The organism is Streptomyces sp. ATexAB-D23 (assembly GCF_000373645.1).
Classification (GTDB): Bacteria; Actinomycetota; Actinomycetes; order Streptomycetales; family Streptomycetaceae; genus Streptomyces; species Streptomyces castrisilvae.
In genome coordinates this window covers 162700-176686 of sequence record NZ_KB892007.1, presented here as the reverse complement: position 1 = coordinate 176686, position 13987 = coordinate 162700, and the positions used below count along the sequence as shown (strand labels likewise).

The 13987-nt window shown below is 72.9% G+C and carries 14 protein-coding genes; 11 read left to right on the top strand and 3 right to left on the bottom strand.

What is annotated here, in order from left to right; genetic code table 11:
- The first annotated feature begins 16 nt into the window (after window positions 1-16).
- From rimO to B082_RS0109435, 7 genes are all read left to right on the top strand, one after another.
- Window positions 17-1495 (top strand): 30S ribosomal protein S12 methylthiotransferase RimO, encoded by a 1479-nt coding sequence (gene rimO, locus B082_RS0109465; protein WP_026249596.1) that lies wholly within the window; start codon window positions 17-19, stop codon window positions 1493-1495.
- Window positions 1492-2208 carry a CDP-diacylglycerol--glycerol-3-phosphate 3-phosphatidyltransferase gene (pgsA, locus tag B082_RS0109460; protein WP_018551565.1) on the top strand — a complete coding sequence of 239 codons (717 nt, stop codon included), beginning with the start codon at window positions 1492-1494 and terminating at the stop codon, window positions 2206-2208. The genes rimO and pgsA overlap by 4 nt, the downstream gene beginning before the upstream one ends.
- Window positions 2205-2714: a CinA family protein gene (locus B082_RS0109455; RefSeq protein ID WP_018551564.1), complete on the top strand. Its 510-nt coding sequence runs from the start codon at window positions 2205-2207 to the stop codon at window positions 2712-2714. The genes pgsA and B082_RS0109455 overlap by 4 nt, the downstream gene beginning before the upstream one ends.
- Before the next feature lie 109 nt (window positions 2715-2823).
- Window positions 2824-3207, top strand: coding sequence for a helix-turn-helix domain-containing protein (locus B082_RS0109450; RefSeq protein ID WP_018105285.1), 384 nt, complete (start codon window positions 2824-2826; stop codon window positions 3205-3207).
- A gap of 293 nt (window positions 3208-3500) precedes the next feature.
- Window positions 3501-3974, top strand: a complete 474-nt coding sequence (locus tag B082_RS0109445; protein ID WP_026249595.1) for a Dps family protein — start codon at window positions 3501-3503, stop codon at window positions 3972-3974.
- A gap of 51 nt (window positions 3975-4025) precedes the next feature.
- Window positions 4026-4220, top strand: a complete 195-nt coding sequence (locus B082_RS0109440; protein WP_018551562.1) for a CsbD family protein — start codon at window positions 4026-4028, stop codon at window positions 4218-4220.
- A 262-nt stretch (window positions 4221-4482) separates the two neighbouring features.
- Window positions 4483-4749, top strand: coding sequence for a hypothetical protein (locus tag B082_RS0109435; RefSeq protein WP_018551561.1), 267 nt, complete (start codon window positions 4483-4485; stop codon window positions 4747-4749).
- Here B082_RS0109435 and B082_RS0109430 read toward each other — a convergent pair.
- The gene (locus B082_RS0109430) at window positions 4742-5572 is read right to left on the bottom strand and encodes a DNA-formamidopyrimidine glycosylase family protein (protein WP_018551560.1); all 831 of its coding nucleotides are present in this window, start codon (window positions 5570-5572) and stop codon (window positions 4742-4744) included. The genes B082_RS0109435 and B082_RS0109430 overlap by 8 nt on opposite strands.
- Before the next feature lie 244 nt (window positions 5573-5816).
- Window positions 5817-10481: a DEAD/DEAH box helicase gene (locus B082_RS0109425; protein ID WP_018551559.1), complete on the bottom strand. Its 4665-nt coding sequence runs from the start codon at window positions 10479-10481 to the stop codon at window positions 5817-5819.
- 101 nt (window positions 10482-10582) lie between these two features.
- Here B082_RS0109425 and B082_RS0109420 point away from each other — a divergent pair, with 101 nt between their 5' ends.
- The 3 genes from B082_RS0109420 to B082_RS0109410 are packed head-to-tail and all read left to right on the top strand — an operon-like array spanning window position 10583 to window position 12562.
- Entirely contained in the window at window positions 10583-11446 is an 864-nt protein-coding gene (locus B082_RS0109420; protein WP_018551558.1) for a helix-turn-helix transcriptional regulator, read from the top strand.
- A 10-nt stretch (window positions 11447-11456) separates the two neighbouring features.
- Window positions 11457-12260 (top strand): AzlC family ABC transporter permease, encoded by an 804-nt coding sequence (locus B082_RS0109415; protein WP_018551557.1) that lies wholly within the window; start codon window positions 11457-11459, stop codon window positions 12258-12260.
- Window positions 12257-12562 (top strand): AzlD domain-containing protein, encoded by a 306-nt coding sequence (locus B082_RS0109410; RefSeq protein ID WP_018551556.1) that lies wholly within the window; start codon window positions 12257-12259, stop codon window positions 12560-12562. Before B082_RS0109415 ends, B082_RS0109410 begins: the two co-directional genes overlap by 4 nt.
- A 145-nt stretch (window positions 12563-12707) precedes the next feature.
- Here B082_RS0109410 and B082_RS0109405 read toward each other — a convergent pair whose 3' ends face one another.
- The gene (locus B082_RS0109405) at window positions 12708-13622 is read right to left on the bottom strand and encodes a hypothetical protein (RefSeq protein WP_026249594.1); all 915 of its coding nucleotides are present in this window, start codon (window positions 13620-13622) and stop codon (window positions 12708-12710) included.
- 78 nt (window positions 13623-13700) lie between these two features.
- On the opposite strand from B082_RS0109405, the gene B082_RS0109400 reads away from it, so the two are divergent.
- Window positions 13701-13895, top strand: a complete 195-nt coding sequence (locus B082_RS0109400) for a DUF3046 domain-containing protein (protein ID WP_026249593.1) — start codon at window positions 13701-13703, stop codon at window positions 13893-13895.
- Window positions 13896-13987: the final 92 nt, after the last annotated feature.

Here is a 13987-nt window from a genome sequence, read left to right as displayed (position 1 = left end):
AAGTAGTCTTGAGTCCATGCCCGAACGCCGTACCGTCGCCCTTGTCACTCTTGGCTGCGCCCGTAACGAGGTGGACTCGGAGGAGCTCGCAGGCCGCTTGGCAGCGGACGGCTGGGAGCTCGTCGAGGATGCCTCCGATGCCGATGTCGCCGTGGTCAACACCTGTGGGTTCGTCGAAGCCGCCAAGAAGGACTCCGTCGATGCCCTGCTCGAAGCCAATGATCTGAAGGACCACGGCCGCACCCAGGCCGTCGTCGCCGTCGGCTGCATGGCCGAGCGCTACGGCAAGGACCTCGCCGAGGCCCTGCCCGAGGCGGACGGAGTCCTTGGTTTCGACGACTACACGGACATCTCCGACCGCCTCCAGACCATCCTCAACGGCGGCATCCACGCCTCCCACACCCCCCGCGACCGCCGCAAGCTGCTGCCGATCAGCCCGGCCGAGCGGCAGGACGCCGCGGTCTCCCTGCCCGGCCACGCGCAGGAGGCCGCTCCCGCCCCCGCCGACCTCCCGGAAGGCGTCGCCCCGGTCTCGGGGCCGCGCGCGCCGCTGCGCCGGCGGCTGGGCACCAGCCCCGTCGCCTCGGTCAAGCTGGCCTCCGGCTGCGACCGCCGCTGCTCCTTCTGCGCCATCCCGTCCTTCCGCGGTTCCTTCATCTCCCGGCGCCCCTCCGACGTGCTGGGCGAGACCCGCTGGCTGGCCGAGCAGGGCGTCAAGGAGGTCATGCTCGTCTCCGAGAACAACACCTCGTACGGCAAGGACCTCGGTGACATCCGTCTCCTGGAGACGCTGCTGCCCGAGCTCGCGGACGTCGACGGCATCGAGCGCATCCGGGTCAGCTACCTCCAGCCCGCCGAGATGCGGCCCGGCCTGATCGACGTCCTCACCTCGACGCCCAAGGTCGCGCCCTACTTCGACCTGTCCTTCCAGCACTCGGCCCCCGGCGTGCTGCGGGCGATGCGCCGCTTCGGCGACACCGACCGCTTCCTGGAGCTGCTGGAGACCATCCGGGGCAAGGCACCGCAGGCGGGTGCCCGCTCCAACTTCATCGTGGGCTTCCCGGGCGAGACCGAGGACGACCTCGCGGAGCTGGAACGGTTCCTCACCGGGGCGCGCCTCGACGCCATCGGCGTCTTCGGCTACTCCGACGAGGAGGGCACCGAAGCCGTCGGTTACGAGAACAAGCTGGACGCCGACGTCATCGCCGAGCGGCTCGCACACATTTCGCAGCTCGCCGAGGAGCTGACCTCGCAGCGGGCCGAGGAACGCCTCGGGGAATCCCTCCAGGTGCTGGTCGAGTCCGTCGAACCCACCGAGGACGAGCCGCGCGCCATCGGCCGCGCCGCGCACCAGGCGCCCGAAACGGATGGGCAGGTGCTCTTCACCACACGCGAGGGCCTCGTCCCGGGCCGTATGGTCGAGGCAAAGGTGGTGGGCACCGAAGGCGTGGACCTGATCGCCGAGTGCAGTGAGCTTGTGGAGGTAGCCAGATGACCGGAGTCCCGGCATCCGCGGCGGGTGGCTCCGGCTCGACGCCGGTCCGTGGCGGAAAGCTGGGCGCCGCCGCGGTCAATCAGGCCAGTCTGTGGAACATCGCCAATCTCCTGACGATGGCCCGGCTCGTGCTCGTCCCCGGGTTCGTGGTGCTGCTGCTCCACAACGGCGGGTACGACCCGGCCTGGCGTTCCTTCGCCTGGGCGGCCTTCGCCGTCGCGATGATCACCGACCTGTTCGACGGGCATCTCGCCCGCACATACAACCTGGTCACGGACTTCGGGAAGATCGCCGACCCGATAGCGGACAAGGCGATCATGGGTGCGGCACTGATCTGCCTGTCGTATCTCGGCGATCTGCCCTGGTGGGTCACGGGCGTGATCCTCTTCCGCGAGCTCGGCATCACGCTGATGCGGTTCTGGGTGATCCGGCACGGGGTCATTCCGGCCAGTCGCGGCGGCAAGATGAAGACGCTGGCGCAGGGCACGGCGGTCGGGATGTATGTGCTGGCCCTGACCGGGCCGCTGGCCACCCTCCGCTTCTGGGTGATGGCGGTGGCCGTCGTGCTGACCGTCGTCACCGGTCTCGACTACGTCAGGCAGGCCGTGGTGCTCCGGCGCCAGGGGCTGGCGGCGGAGCGTGCGGCCGAGGACGCGCCCGACGGCACGGAGCCGGTCGCCGGGGCCCGTGACGCGGCGGAGGCCGAGCGGTGACTGCCGCGGCCCGGGTGCTGCGGCTGCTCGTCGCGCGAGGGGAGACCCTCGCCGTCGCGGAGTCGCTGACCGGCGGCCTGGTCGCGGCCGAACTCACGTCCGTGCCCGGTGCCTCACAGGCATTCCGGGGGTCCGTCACGGCTTACGCGACCCCCCTGAAGAGTGAAGTCCTGGGGGTGGACGCCGCTCTTCTCGCGGAGCGCGGGGCGGTGGACGCCGAGGTCGCGCGTCAGATGGCAGCGGGCGCCCGCCGGGTTCTGGGCGCAGACTGGGGAGTGGCGACGACCGGAGTCGCCGGCCCCGAGCCGCAGGACGGTCAACCCGTCGGAACCGTCTTCGTCGCGGTCAGCGGCCCGCGGGGCAGCGGGAAAGTGGCCGCACTGCGGTTGAACGGTGACCGGGCGGACATCCGTAAAGAGAGCGTACGAAGCGCGCTCGACCTGCTCTCAGGCGAACTCCATGAGAATGCGAGCGCACAGGATACGGAAGAGAACGGGGGGAATTGATGTTTGCAGCCCTGAGTGAACACGACATCGCTCCCCGCACGGCCGCAGCGCTAGGCGGTACGGTGGGGCGTGAAGGATGCGGCTACGCGGTCCGAGGAGGGAGCCACCGATGATTCTGCTCCGTCGCCTGCTGGGTGACGTGCTGCGTCGGCAGCGCCAGCGCCAAGGCCGTACTCTGCGCGAAGTCTCCTCGTCCGCCCGAGTTTCGCTCGGCTATCTCTCCGAGGTGGAGCGGGGGCAGAAGGAGGCATCCTCCGAACTGCTCTCCGCCATTTGCGACGCGCTTGACGTACGGATGTCCGAGCTCATGCGTGAAGTGAGCGATGAGCTGTCCCTGGCCGAACTGGCCGAGTCGGCAGCAGCCAGCGATCCGGTACCTGTACCGGTGCGCCCCATGCTCAACTCCGTCTCCGTTACTTCGGTGGCGGGTGTGCCGACGGGGCGGGTGACCATCAAGGCGCCCGCGGAAGCGGTGGACGTCGTCGCCGCCTGATCCGATCGGTTCGGTGTGAAGCCGGAGCCCCGGTTCTCCCCCTCGTGGGGCGGACCGGGGCTTTGGCATGCCCGGTGCGGTGCGGTGCGGTGCGCGCAGTGCGGTGTGTCCGGCGGGCTGTGCCGGACTTTCGCCCGCTGTGTGTCAGTGGGGCGATGGGGGGCAGGCGCGTGGATGAGACCGAGGAACAATCCGGTGCGATCCCGTACAGAGACTTCCTCGAATGACCGTTTTGCTTCGTTTGTGCCATCGTGGTGGTGCTGAACGGAACGGATTCCAGATCGGAGACGTGCATGTCTGTGGTGAAGAGCCCGCTGTCCGAGACCGACCTCAAGACTGTCGGGGATGCGCTCCAGGGCGCGCTGGTGGACCTCCTCGACCTGTCTTTGGTGGCCAAGCAGGTCCACTGGAACGTGGTCGGGCCGCGCTTCAGGTCCGTGCACCTCCAGCTCGACGACGTCGTCGACACCGCTCGCCAGCACTCCGACACGGTCGCCGAACGGGCCTCCGCGCTCGGTGTGAACCCGGACGGGCGAGCCGCGACGGTCGCCAGGAGCACGGCCATCGAATGCGGCTCGTCCGAGGGCTGGATCAAGGACGTGGACGCGGTCAAGACCCTGATCGACGCCCTCGGCGTGGTCATCGGGCGGATGCGGGAGCGGATCGAGGCGACCGAGACCCCGGACCCGGTCAGCCAGGACATCCTGATCACGCTGACCGCCGATCTCGAGAAGCACGCGTGGATGTTCCAGGCCGAGAACGCCTGAACGACGCCGGCGTCCCGTGCGGGCACCGGTTCTCTCCAATGGAGGTGACCCATGAATGACGGAAGCGCGAAGGACAAGATCACCGGCAAGGCGAAGGAAGCCATGGGCAAGATGACCGGCGACCGTCGCAAGGAGGCCGAGGGCAAGACCGACCAGGCGAAGGGCAAGGCCAAGGGCGCCATGGACGACGCCCGCGACCGGGCGGACGGCGTCAAGGACTCCCTCACCGGCGACGACAAGGACTGACCCGTCCGAGGAGAGCCCCCACCGTGCGCGGTGGGGGCTCCGCTCTGGGCAGGCATCCGCTTCGGCTGGGTGCTGGTCCGAGCCGGTGGTGAGGCGGGCATCGGCGGTGGGCGCGACGAGTGTGCGGGCGCGGGTGCTTGTGCCTGGGAGCCGCCCGGTGGGACGGAGGTGGTGCGCGCCCGCCCCGCGCGCGCCGGTGGTGCACCGGTGCGCTCTCGCCCGGGTGAGCGGGGCGGACTAGGTTCGGCCGGAGGAGGCAGCCATGGTGCGGCGATGGGTGCCGGCGCTCGTTCTCTGCGGTGTGTGGTGGTGGGCCGTGCTGCGGCTGGTCCTGGAACCGGCGCACGCCGGGCTGGTCGAGGGAGCGGTGGCGGCGGGTGGATGGGGGCTGAGCCTCCTGCCGGTGCACGTGGCGGCCACCGCGAGGCCCATGGGCATCTTCGACGCCGGGACGGGGCTGCTGCGGCGCGGGACGGCATGGGCGCGCGGGGCGGTCGGCCGGTACTGGCGGCGGCGGCCGGTCAAGTAGGGGTCGGGCCGGTCTGGCAGCGGGGGCACCAGTAGGCGGGGCGGCCATCCTGCTCGGCCTCCCGGATCGGTGTTCCGCAGCGCAGGCAGGGACGGCGGGTCCGGCCGTAGACCCAGAGGTTCTCACTCGGACGGCGGGTGCGGGGCCCCCAGCCCAGTGCGGTACGGGGACGGGTGCCGACGGTCGTGACGCGGTGGGGGCGGTCACGGTTGGCGTCCAGGAGCTGCCGGGCCGTGGTGACCAGGAGGGCTGCGGTCGGGGCGGGCAGCTCACCGACGGGGAGCCAGGGCGTGGCACGGGCCAGGAAGCAGAGTTCGGCCTTGTAGATGTTCCCGATGCCGGCCAGGTTGCGCTGGTCGAGCAGGGCCTCGCCGAGGGGGCGGGCGGGGTCCCCGAGCAGGTTGCGCAGCGCGGTGTCGGCGTCCCAGTCCGGTCCCAGCAGGTCGGGGCCGAGGTGGCCGACCGCCTGTTCCTCGTCCTGGGTGCGCAGAAGTTCGAGGACCGGGAGGCGGTAGCCGACGGCGGTGTGTGCCTCGTTGCCCAGGACGGCCCGGATCTGGTGCCCCGGGCCGCCGCGCCAGCGCTCGCCCGGGGCGTAGACGCGCCAGGCTCCGTCCATCCGCAGGTGACTGTGCAGGGTGAGGCCACCCTCGATGCGGGTCAGCAGGTGCTTGCCCCGCGCGGAGCAGTCCAGGACGGCCCGGCCGGTGAGGTCGGCGGTGGCGAACCGGGGGACGCGGAGGTCGGACATGGTGAGGACACGGCCGGCGAGCGCGCTGTGCAGCCGTTTCGCCGTCTGCAGGACGGTGTCTCCTTCGGGCATGCCTCCATGATGCGGCGGGGCGCGGGCGGGGTGGGCGCTCCCGGTGCGGCGCGCAGTTCGCGGGTCGCTCGCGGGCCGCGGTCGGCCGGCGGGGCCGTCTGTACGTTGCCCCGGCCGGCGCGGCTACGTGGTTACGCCGGTGGTGCGGCTACGTGGCGGTGCGGCTACGAGGTGGCGCAGCTACGTGGCGGTGCGGCTACGTGGTGGTGCAGCTATGTGGCGGCGCAGCTACGCGGTGGTGCGGCTACGTGGCGCGGAGGCGGAGGCCCCTCGGGGTGGCCAGGAAGCCGGCCGCCTCCAGCGTGCGGCCCAGGGGGGAGGTGAGGGACGAGGCGCCGTTGGTGCGCTCGACGGTCACCGTGCCGAGGGCCCCGGCACGGGCGGCCGACGCCAGCGCCCCGGCAGCCGCCCGGAGCGCCGGATCGTCCGGATCGGTCGGCCAGGCCAGCAGGGTCTTGCCGCCGCGCTCCATGTACAGCGTCAGCTCGCCGTCGACCAGGACGACGAGCGAGCCCGCCTTGCGGCCCGGCTTGTGCCCGGCACCGTCCGGCGGCTCCGGCCACGGCAGGGCGGCGCCGTAGGCATTGGCCGGGTCGGCCGCCGCCAGGACGAGGGCGCGGGGGTCCGCGCCGGGCTCCGTACGGTCGCGGGCGGTCGAGACCGCACGTAGCCGGTCGACCGCGCCGTCCATCGCGAACTGCGCGGCCCCCAGCCCCTCCACGACATAGCCGCGGCGCGCCTGCCCGTTGTCCTCGAAGGCCGACAGCACGCGGTACGCCGCCGAGAAGCCGCCCTCGACCCCCTCGGCCTGGACCGCGCCCCGGGTCACCACTCCGTGCCGGTCCAGCAGGGTGCGGGCCAGGGCGTGGGCCCGGTGCGTGGGATCGGGCTCGGCTGCCGGGAGCAGGGACCAGCGGCCGGAGACCGTCGGGGGGCCGCTGCGCGAGGTGGGTCGCGCCGCCGCCGTCAGCGTGCCGTAGCGGCCGCGGGGCACATTGCGCCGGGCGCGATGCGCGGTCGACCCTGCCGTGCGGCCCGAGCCGAGGAGGGAGCGCAGCGGCGCCAGGGTGTCGTTGGTGAGCCGGCCCGACCAGGCGAGGTCCCACACGGCGTCCGCCAGTTGCGGATCGGTGCAGTCCGGGTGGGTGGTGGCGCGGACCTGGTCGGCGATCTGGCGGAAGAAGAGGCCGTACCCGCCGCCGAGGGCGGTCAGCACGGACTCGTGCAGCGCGCTCAGTTCGAGAGGGCGGGGCGGGGGCAGGAGGAGGGGCGCGCTGTCGGCCAGGTAGAGGGAGAGCCAGCCGTCCTTTCCGGGCAGGGCACCCGCTCCGGCCCACACGACCTCGCCCGTGGCCGTCAGCTCGTCCAGGAGCGCGGGCGAATAGCCGGTGACACGGCTGGGAAGGACGAGCCGCTCCAGCGCCGAGGCGGGGACCGGCGCGCCCTGGAGCTGCTCGATGGCACGGGCCAGACCGTCGATGCCGCGCAGGCTGTTGCCGCCGAGGTGCTGCCACTGGGGCAGGAATCCGGCGAGGGCGGCGGGCGGGACCGGCTCCAGCTCGTGCCGGAGCGCGGCCAGCGACCGGCGCCGCAGCCGCCGCAGCACCGTGGCGTCGCACCACTCCTGGCCGATACCGGCCGGGTGGAATTCACCCTGGACGATCCGGCCCGTGGCCGCGAGCCGTTGCAGCGCGCCGTCGGTGACGGCCGTGCCGAGGCCGAACCGGGCGGCCGCCGCGGTGGAGGTGAACGGGCCGTGCGTACGGGCGTAGCGGGCGAGGAGATCGCCGAGCGGGTCCTTCACCGGCTCGGTGAACGCTTCGGGGACGCCGACCGGGAGCGCCGTGCCCAGGGCGTCGCGCAGCCGGCCCGCGTCCTCGATCGCCGCCCAGTGGCCCGTGCCGGCGATCCGGACCCGGATGGCGCGGCGGGCCGACTTCAGCTCCCCTGCCCAGGCAGGTTCGGCCCCGCGCTCGGCCAGCTCGTCGTCGGTGAGCGGGCCGAGGACCCGCAGCAGATCCGCGACGCCCTCGACGTCCTTGATCCGGCGGTCGTCCGCCAGCCACTGGAGCTCCCGCTCCAGCTCCGTCAGGACGTCGGCGTCGAGCAGCTCGCGCAGCTCCGCCCGGCCCAGCAGCTCGGCCAGCAGCCGGGAGTCGAGGGAGAGCGCGGCGGCACGCCGTTCGGCGAGTGGTGAGTCGCCCTCGTACAGGAACTGGGCGACGTACCCGAACAGGAGCGAGCGGGCGAAGGGGGAGGGCTCGGGGGTGGTGACCTCGACGAGACGGATGCGCCGGGCCTCCAGGTCGCCCATCACCTCCGTGAGGCCGGGGACGTCGAAGACGTCCTGGAGGCACTCGCGGACCGCTTCGAGAACGATGGGGAAGGAGCCGAACTCGGAGGCCACCTGGAGGAGCTGGGCGGCCCGCTGGCGCTGCTGCCAGAGAGGGGTGCGTTTGCCGGGGCTGCGGCGGGGGAGCAGCAGCGCCCTGGCCGCGCACTCGCGGAACCGTGAGGCGAACAGGGCGGAACCGCCGACCTGGTCGGTGACGATCTGCGCGATCTCGCCCTTGTCGAAGGAGACGTCGGCGGCACCCACCGGGGGCTGGTCGCTGTCGAAGGCGGCGTCGGCCGGGGCGAGCGGTTCCGGGGCTCCCTGGCCGGGGTCCTGCGCCGGGTCGAAGTCGAGCAGGTCCAGGCCCATCATGTCGGCGTCGGGCAGCCTCAGCACGATGCCGTCGTCGGCATGCATGACCTGCGCGTCCATCCCGTACCGCTCGGCGAGCCGGGCACTGAGCGCCAGCGCCCACGGGGCGTGCACCTGGGCGCCGAACGGGGAGTGCACGACGACGCGCCAGTCGCCCAGCTCGTCGCGGAAGCGCTCGACCAGGATCGTCCGGTCGTCCGGCACATGGCCACAGGCCCGGCGCTGCTCGTCCAGATACGCCAGGACGTTGTCCACGGCCCAGGTGTCGAGGCCCGCGGCGAGCAGGCGGTCGCGCGCGTCCTGCGGGGACAGCCCGCCGAGCTCACGCAGGAAGGCCCCCAGGGCGCGGCCCAGCTCCAGGGGCCGGCCCAGCTGGTCGCCCTTCCAGAACGGCAGCCGCCCGGGGACGCCGGGCGCGGGCGAGACGAGGACCCGGTCGCGGGTGATGTCCTCGATCCGCCAGGAGGTGGTGCCCAGCGTGAACACATCGCCGACCCGGGACTCGTACACCATCTCCTCGTCCAGCTCCCCGACCCGGCCGCCGCCCTTCTTGGGGTCGGCGCCGGCGAGGAAGACCCCGAACAGCCCCCGGTCGGGGATGGTCCCGCCGGAGGTGACGGCGAGGCGCTGGGCGCCGGGGCGGCCCGTGACCGTACCGGCGACGCGGTCCCAGACGACGCGAGGGCGCAGCTCCGCGAAGGCGTCGGACGGATAGCGGCCGGCGAGCATGTCGAGCACCGCGGTGAACGCCGATTCGGGGAGCGAGGCGAAGGGGGCGGCCCGGCGGGCCATCGCGAGCAGGTCGTCCACCTGCCGGCTGTCCAGGGCGACCATCGCGACCAGCTGCTGGGCCAGCACGTCCAGCGGATTGGAGGGGATGCGCAGCGCCTCGATGGAGCCCGTGCGCATCCGCTCGGTGACCACGGCCGCCTGCACCAGGTCGCCGCGGTACTTCGGGAAGACGACGCCGGTGGAGACCGCGCCCACCTGGTGGCCGGCGCGGCCGACCCGTTGCAGCCCGGAGGCGACCGAGGGCGGCGATTCGACCTGGATCACCAGGTCGACCGCGCCCATGTCGATGCCCAGCTCCAGACTGGACGTGGCGACCACCGCGGGCAGCCGGCCCGCCTTGAGGTCCTCCTCGACCTGGGCGCGCTGTTCCTTGGAGACCGATCCGTGGTGGGCTCGGGCCAGCAGGGCGGGGGCGCCCTTGGCGGCGCCGGACTCCGCCATGATCTCCGCGGGGGAGTGGGCCTCCGGCATGGTCTCGCCGGTGGCCCGCTCGTAGGCGATCTCGTTGAGCCGGTTGCACAGGCGCTCCGCCAGGCGGCGGGAGTTGGCGAAGACGATGGTGGAGCGGTGCGCCTGGACGAGATCGGCGATCCGCTCCTCGACATGCGGCCAGATCGACGGCTTCTCTGCCTGCCCGGAGGAGTCGTCGGTGGCGGGGGAGCCGCCGAGCTCGCCCAGGTCCTCGACCGGCACCACCACGGACAGGTCGAACTGTTTACTGGACGGCGGCTGGACGATCTCCACCTTGCGCTGCGGGGAGAGGAAGCGCGCCACCTCGTCGACCGGCCGGACCGTGGCCGAAAGGCCGATCCGCCGGGCCGGCCGGGGCAGCAGCTCGTCCAGGCGCTCCAGGGACACGGCGAGATGGGCGCCCCGCTTGGTGCCCGCCACCGCGTGCACCTCGTCCAGGATCACCGTCTCGATGCCGGCCAGTGCCTCCCGGGCCGAGGAGGTCAGCATCAGGAACAGCGATTCGGGCGTCGTGATGAGGATGTCCGGCGGGCGGGTCGCCATCGAGCGGCGCTCGGCGGCGGGTGTGTCACCCGATCTGATGCCCACCCGCACCTCGGGCTCGGGCAGGCCCTGGCGCACGGATTCCTGGCGGATGCCGGTCAGGGGCGAGCGGAGATTGCGCTCCACGTCGACCGCGAGCGCCTTGAGCGGCGACACGTACAGCACGCGGCAGCGCTTCTTCGCATCGGCGGGCGGCGGCACGGCGGCGAGCCGGTCCAGCGCGGCGAGGAAGGCGGCCAGTGTCTTGCCCGAGCCGGTCGGCGCGACGACCAGCACGTCCGACCCCTCGCCGATCGCCCGCCAGGCGCCCTCCTGCGCGGCGGTGGGCGCGCTGAAGGCCCCCGTGAACCAACTGCGGGTCGCGGGGGAGAAGGAATCGAGTGCGGAGCCGGTCATGTTCCCCATCGTGCACCCCGCCACTGACAACGGCCGTGACAACCGCTGAGCGGGCGGCACCATCAGCGGCCGGACCGCCCGCGAGCTGCGAGAATCCGGGCATGGCAGGAGCACAGCAACCGGCGGAGTGGGCGCGGCACTGGAGTTACGCGGAGCTGCCCGACCTCGACCTGCTGCGCGCCCGCTACATCCGTCACACCTTCCCGCGCCACAGCCACGAGGGCTATGTCTTCGCCACCATCAGCCACGGGGTCGAGGACATCGGGACACCCTCCGGGACCCTGCACGCGGGCCCCGGCACCGTCGTCATGATCAATCCGGAGGTGCCGCACACCGCTCGGGCCGGCGTCCCCGAGGGCTGGGTGTACGCCACGCTCTACCCGTCCGTGGAGGTGGTCAACGCCATCGCCGCCGATACGACGAACCTGCGCGGCACCGTCGGCTTCACCGAGACCGGGGTCGCCGATCCGCACGCCGCCCGGCTCATAGGCGAGGTCCACCGGGCGGCGGAGGAGGGCAACGCACTGGCCGCCGACAGCATGCTGCGCGTCGCCGTCACCCACCTGCTCACCCGGCACGGCAGCGCCTTCCCCACCCCCGCGCCCCGGGCGGCGGGGGCGCGGGACGCGGCACGCGCCCGGAGCCTGCTGGAGTCCCGGATGGCCGCCCCGCCCACTCTGGAGGCGCTGGCGACCGAGCTGGGCACCAGCCCCTTCGCCCTGTTGCGCGCGTTCAAGAAGCAGTACGGCATGCCCCCGCACACCTGGCTCACCGATGCCCGGGTACGGCGTGCGCGCCGGATGCTCGACGCGGGTACGGCACCGGCGGTCGCGGCCGCCGAGGTCGGCTTCACCGACCAGCCGCATCTCAACCGTCACTTCACCCGGATCGTGGGTGTGCCACCCGGCGCCTACCAGCGCGAACGCGCAAGAACGTACAAGACCGGTCCTGAACCGTCCCGGTAGCGTTCCGGACGTGGCAGAAAAGACAGCACACCTTCGCACTACCGCCGAACCGGCCTCCGGCAGCACGCTCGCCGCCGGTACCAAGCCGGACGCGGCCGTCGTACGGGACGCGCTCGGCGTCGGCGTAGCCGTCGGCCTCTCCGGCTTCGCCTTCGGGGTCACCTCGGCGGGCTCGGGCCTGAGCCTGCTCCAGACCTGCGCGCTCAGCCTGCTCGTCTTCACCGGCGCCTCCCAGTTCGCCCTGGTCGGCGCGCTCGCCGCGGGTGGCAACCCGTACACCGCGGCCGCCGGCGCCTTCTTCCTCGGTGTACGCAACGCCTTCTACGGTCTGCGCCTGTCACAGCTCCTCGCCCTGCCGCGCGCCCTGCGCCCGCTCGCCGCCCAGTGGGTCATCGACGAGACGACCGCCGTGACCCTGCCCCAGCCCACCCGGCGGGCGGCGCGGATCGGGTTCACCGTGACCGGGCTCACCCTTTACGTGCTGTGGAACCTGACGACGCTGCTGGGCGCTCTGGGGGCCGAGGCGCTCGGTGACACCGGCGCCTGGGGGCTGGACGCGGCCGGCCCCGCCGTGTTCCTCGCGCTGCTCGCCCCGATGCTGAAGTCCACGACCGAGCGCGTCACCGCGGGGCTCGCCGTTCTGCTCGCCCTCGGCCTGCTGCCGGTGCTGCCCGCGGGGGTGCCCGTTCTGCTGTCCGCGCTCGCCGCGCCGGTCGTCCTGTTCCTGATGGGGCGCGCCAAGGGCGGCGACGCCGGAGCGGGAACGACCGGAACGAAGGACGCGGGCCCGGCCCGTACGGAGGAGGACCGATGAACGTCTGGATCGCCATCGCGCTGACCGCCGTCGGCTGCTACCTCGCCAAACTGCTCGGCCTCCTGGTGCCCGCCGGCGCCCTGGAGCGCCCCCTCGTCCAGCGCCTCGCCGCGCTGCTGCCGGTGGCTCTGCTGGCCGCCCTCACCGCCCAGCAGACCTTCGGCGACGGACAGCACCTGACGCTGGACGCCAGGGCCGCGGGGCTCGCGGCGGCGGCGCTCGCGCTCGTCCTGCGCGCCCCCTTCCTTGTCGTCGTGGGCGCGGCGGTCGCCGTCACCGCGGGCGTGCGCGCGCTGGGGTAGCGACCGCATCATGGCCCCTCGTACGCGGCAGGACACCGCGGGCGTGCGCGCGCTCGGGTAGCCCTGGCGGGGGATACGCAGGAGGCGCGGGTGTAAGGGGCACGGCCCCATGTGCTGTGCCCCTTACACCCGCGGTACCCCGCTCTCAGTCCAGGCCGCGCCCATGCGCCCGCAGGGTCTGCAACGCCCTGAGCGTCACCAGGGGCCGCCCCTCCAGCGCTGTCCCCGGCGCCCACTGCCGCCAGGTCACCGGCCAGCCGCCGTCCTCCTCCTGCGCGGCCGCCAGATGGTCCAGCGAGCGGTCCATCTCGGTGTCGGTGAACCAGCGGCGGGCGAGCGATTCGGGTGTACGGGCGTAGTCGTACGGGAAGTGCTGCTCGCCCGGCGCGTATCCGGCGGCCACCGGATACTCGGCGCGCCGCTCCGGGGCGAGCACGGCGAGCCGCTGGTCGCGCACCAGCCGTCCCAGCCGTTCGGCGGCGGCCTCGGCCCGGGTCCGGTCGGGCACCCCGTCGAGGAAGGCGAGCGCGGCCTCGATCTCGTACGGATGCGAGACGTCCAGCGCGTCGACGGCCGCCCAGCAGAAGTCGGTGGCCCGGAAGAGCCAGGCGTGCCACACCGCGTTGCGGTGCAGCAGCCCGACGACGGGGCCGGTGGCCAGCAGCTCGGCCGGCGGGTCGTCGACGATCGGGATGAAAGGAGCCGCCGGGTAGCCGCGCTGCGAGGGGAGCAGGGCGGGCAGGGCCCCCTCCTTGGTCGAGACCTCCGTCAGATAGCGGCAGATCCGCTCCACCCGGGGACCGTCGCAGCGGCCGATGGAGTCGAGGACGCTCAGCGCGTGGGCGGTGTGCAGCGGCTGACTGACGGGGCCGCGCAGATCGGGTTCGAGCGCGTGGCCGTAACCGCCGTCCTCATTGGCATAGGCGGCGAGTGCCGTTTCCACGGCGTCCGCTCCTCCCGCTAAGAATTGATGGGCGAACCGCCGCTGTTCGAGGACACGGGCCGTGAGCCAGATGAACTGCTCGGCACGGTCGAGGGGACTTGTTCCAGTTCCAGCCATGGACCCGACCGTAGGGCGTCGGGCGCCCCCGCAGGGCCGGGCCGCCTGCCGCACCCTCTGGAGCGGGATACTGAGGGCATGCGGTTGACGATTTTCTGGGAACGGATGGCGGACCACTTCGGCGCGGGCTACGCGGACTCCTTCGCACGCGACCACGTGATGGCCGAGCTCGGCGGACGCACGGTGCAGCAGGCGCTGGCGGCGGGCTGGGAGACCAAGGACGTCTGGCGCGGTGTCTGCGCGGCGGTGGACATTCCCGCGGACAAGCGCTGAGGCCGTGGGATCGCCGGGTGCGTAACGGGGTGCGTGACCGGTTGCCGCGCGGGTAGGCGAGACTGGCAGCGTGGCACCGACAGACGAGACCG

Bases quoted from the DNA above. Each gene is read 5' to 3' on its own strand.
- rimO (WP_026249596.1), top strand. From the start codon at position 17: ATGCCCGAACGCCGTACCGTCGCCCTTGTCACTCTTGGCTGCGCCCGT.
- pgsA (WP_018551565.1), top strand. From the start codon at position 1,492: ATGACCGGAGTCCCGGCATCCGCGGCGGGTGGCTCCGGCTCGACGCCG.
- B082_RS0109450 (WP_018105285.1), top strand. From the start codon at position 2,824: ATGATTCTGCTCCGTCGCCTGCTGGGTGACGTGCTGCGTCGGCAGCGC.
- B082_RS0109445 (WP_026249595.1), top strand. From the start codon at position 3,501: ATGTCTGTGGTGAAGAGCCCGCTGTCCGAGACCGACCTCAAGACTGTC.
- B082_RS0109440 (WP_018551562.1), top strand. From the start codon at position 4,026: ATGAATGACGGAAGCGCGAAGGACAAGATCACCGGCAAGGCGAAGGAA.
- B082_RS0109435 (WP_018551561.1), top strand. From the start codon at position 4,483: ATGGTGCGGCGATGGGTGCCGGCGCTCGTTCTCTGCGGTGTGTGGTGG.
- B082_RS0109430 (WP_018551560.1), bottom strand. From the start codon at position 5,572: ATGCCCGAAGGAGACACCGTCCTGCAGACGGCGAAACGGCTGCACAGC.
- B082_RS0109425 (WP_018551559.1), bottom strand. From the start codon at position 10,481: ATGACCGGCTCCGCACTCGATTCCTTCTCCCCCGCGACCCGCAGTTGG.
- B082_RS0109420 (WP_018551558.1), top strand. From the start codon at position 10,583: ATGGCAGGAGCACAGCAACCGGCGGAGTGGGCGCGGCACTGGAGTTAC.
- B082_RS0109410 (WP_018551556.1), top strand. From the start codon at position 12,257: ATGAACGTCTGGATCGCCATCGCGCTGACCGCCGTCGGCTGCTACCTC.
- B082_RS0109405 (WP_026249594.1), bottom strand. From the start codon at position 13,622: ATGGCTGGAACTGGAACAAGTCCCCTCGACCGTGCCGAGCAGTTCATC.
- B082_RS0109400 (WP_026249593.1), top strand. From the start codon at position 13,701: ATGCGGTTGACGATTTTCTGGGAACGGATGGCGGACCACTTCGGCGCG.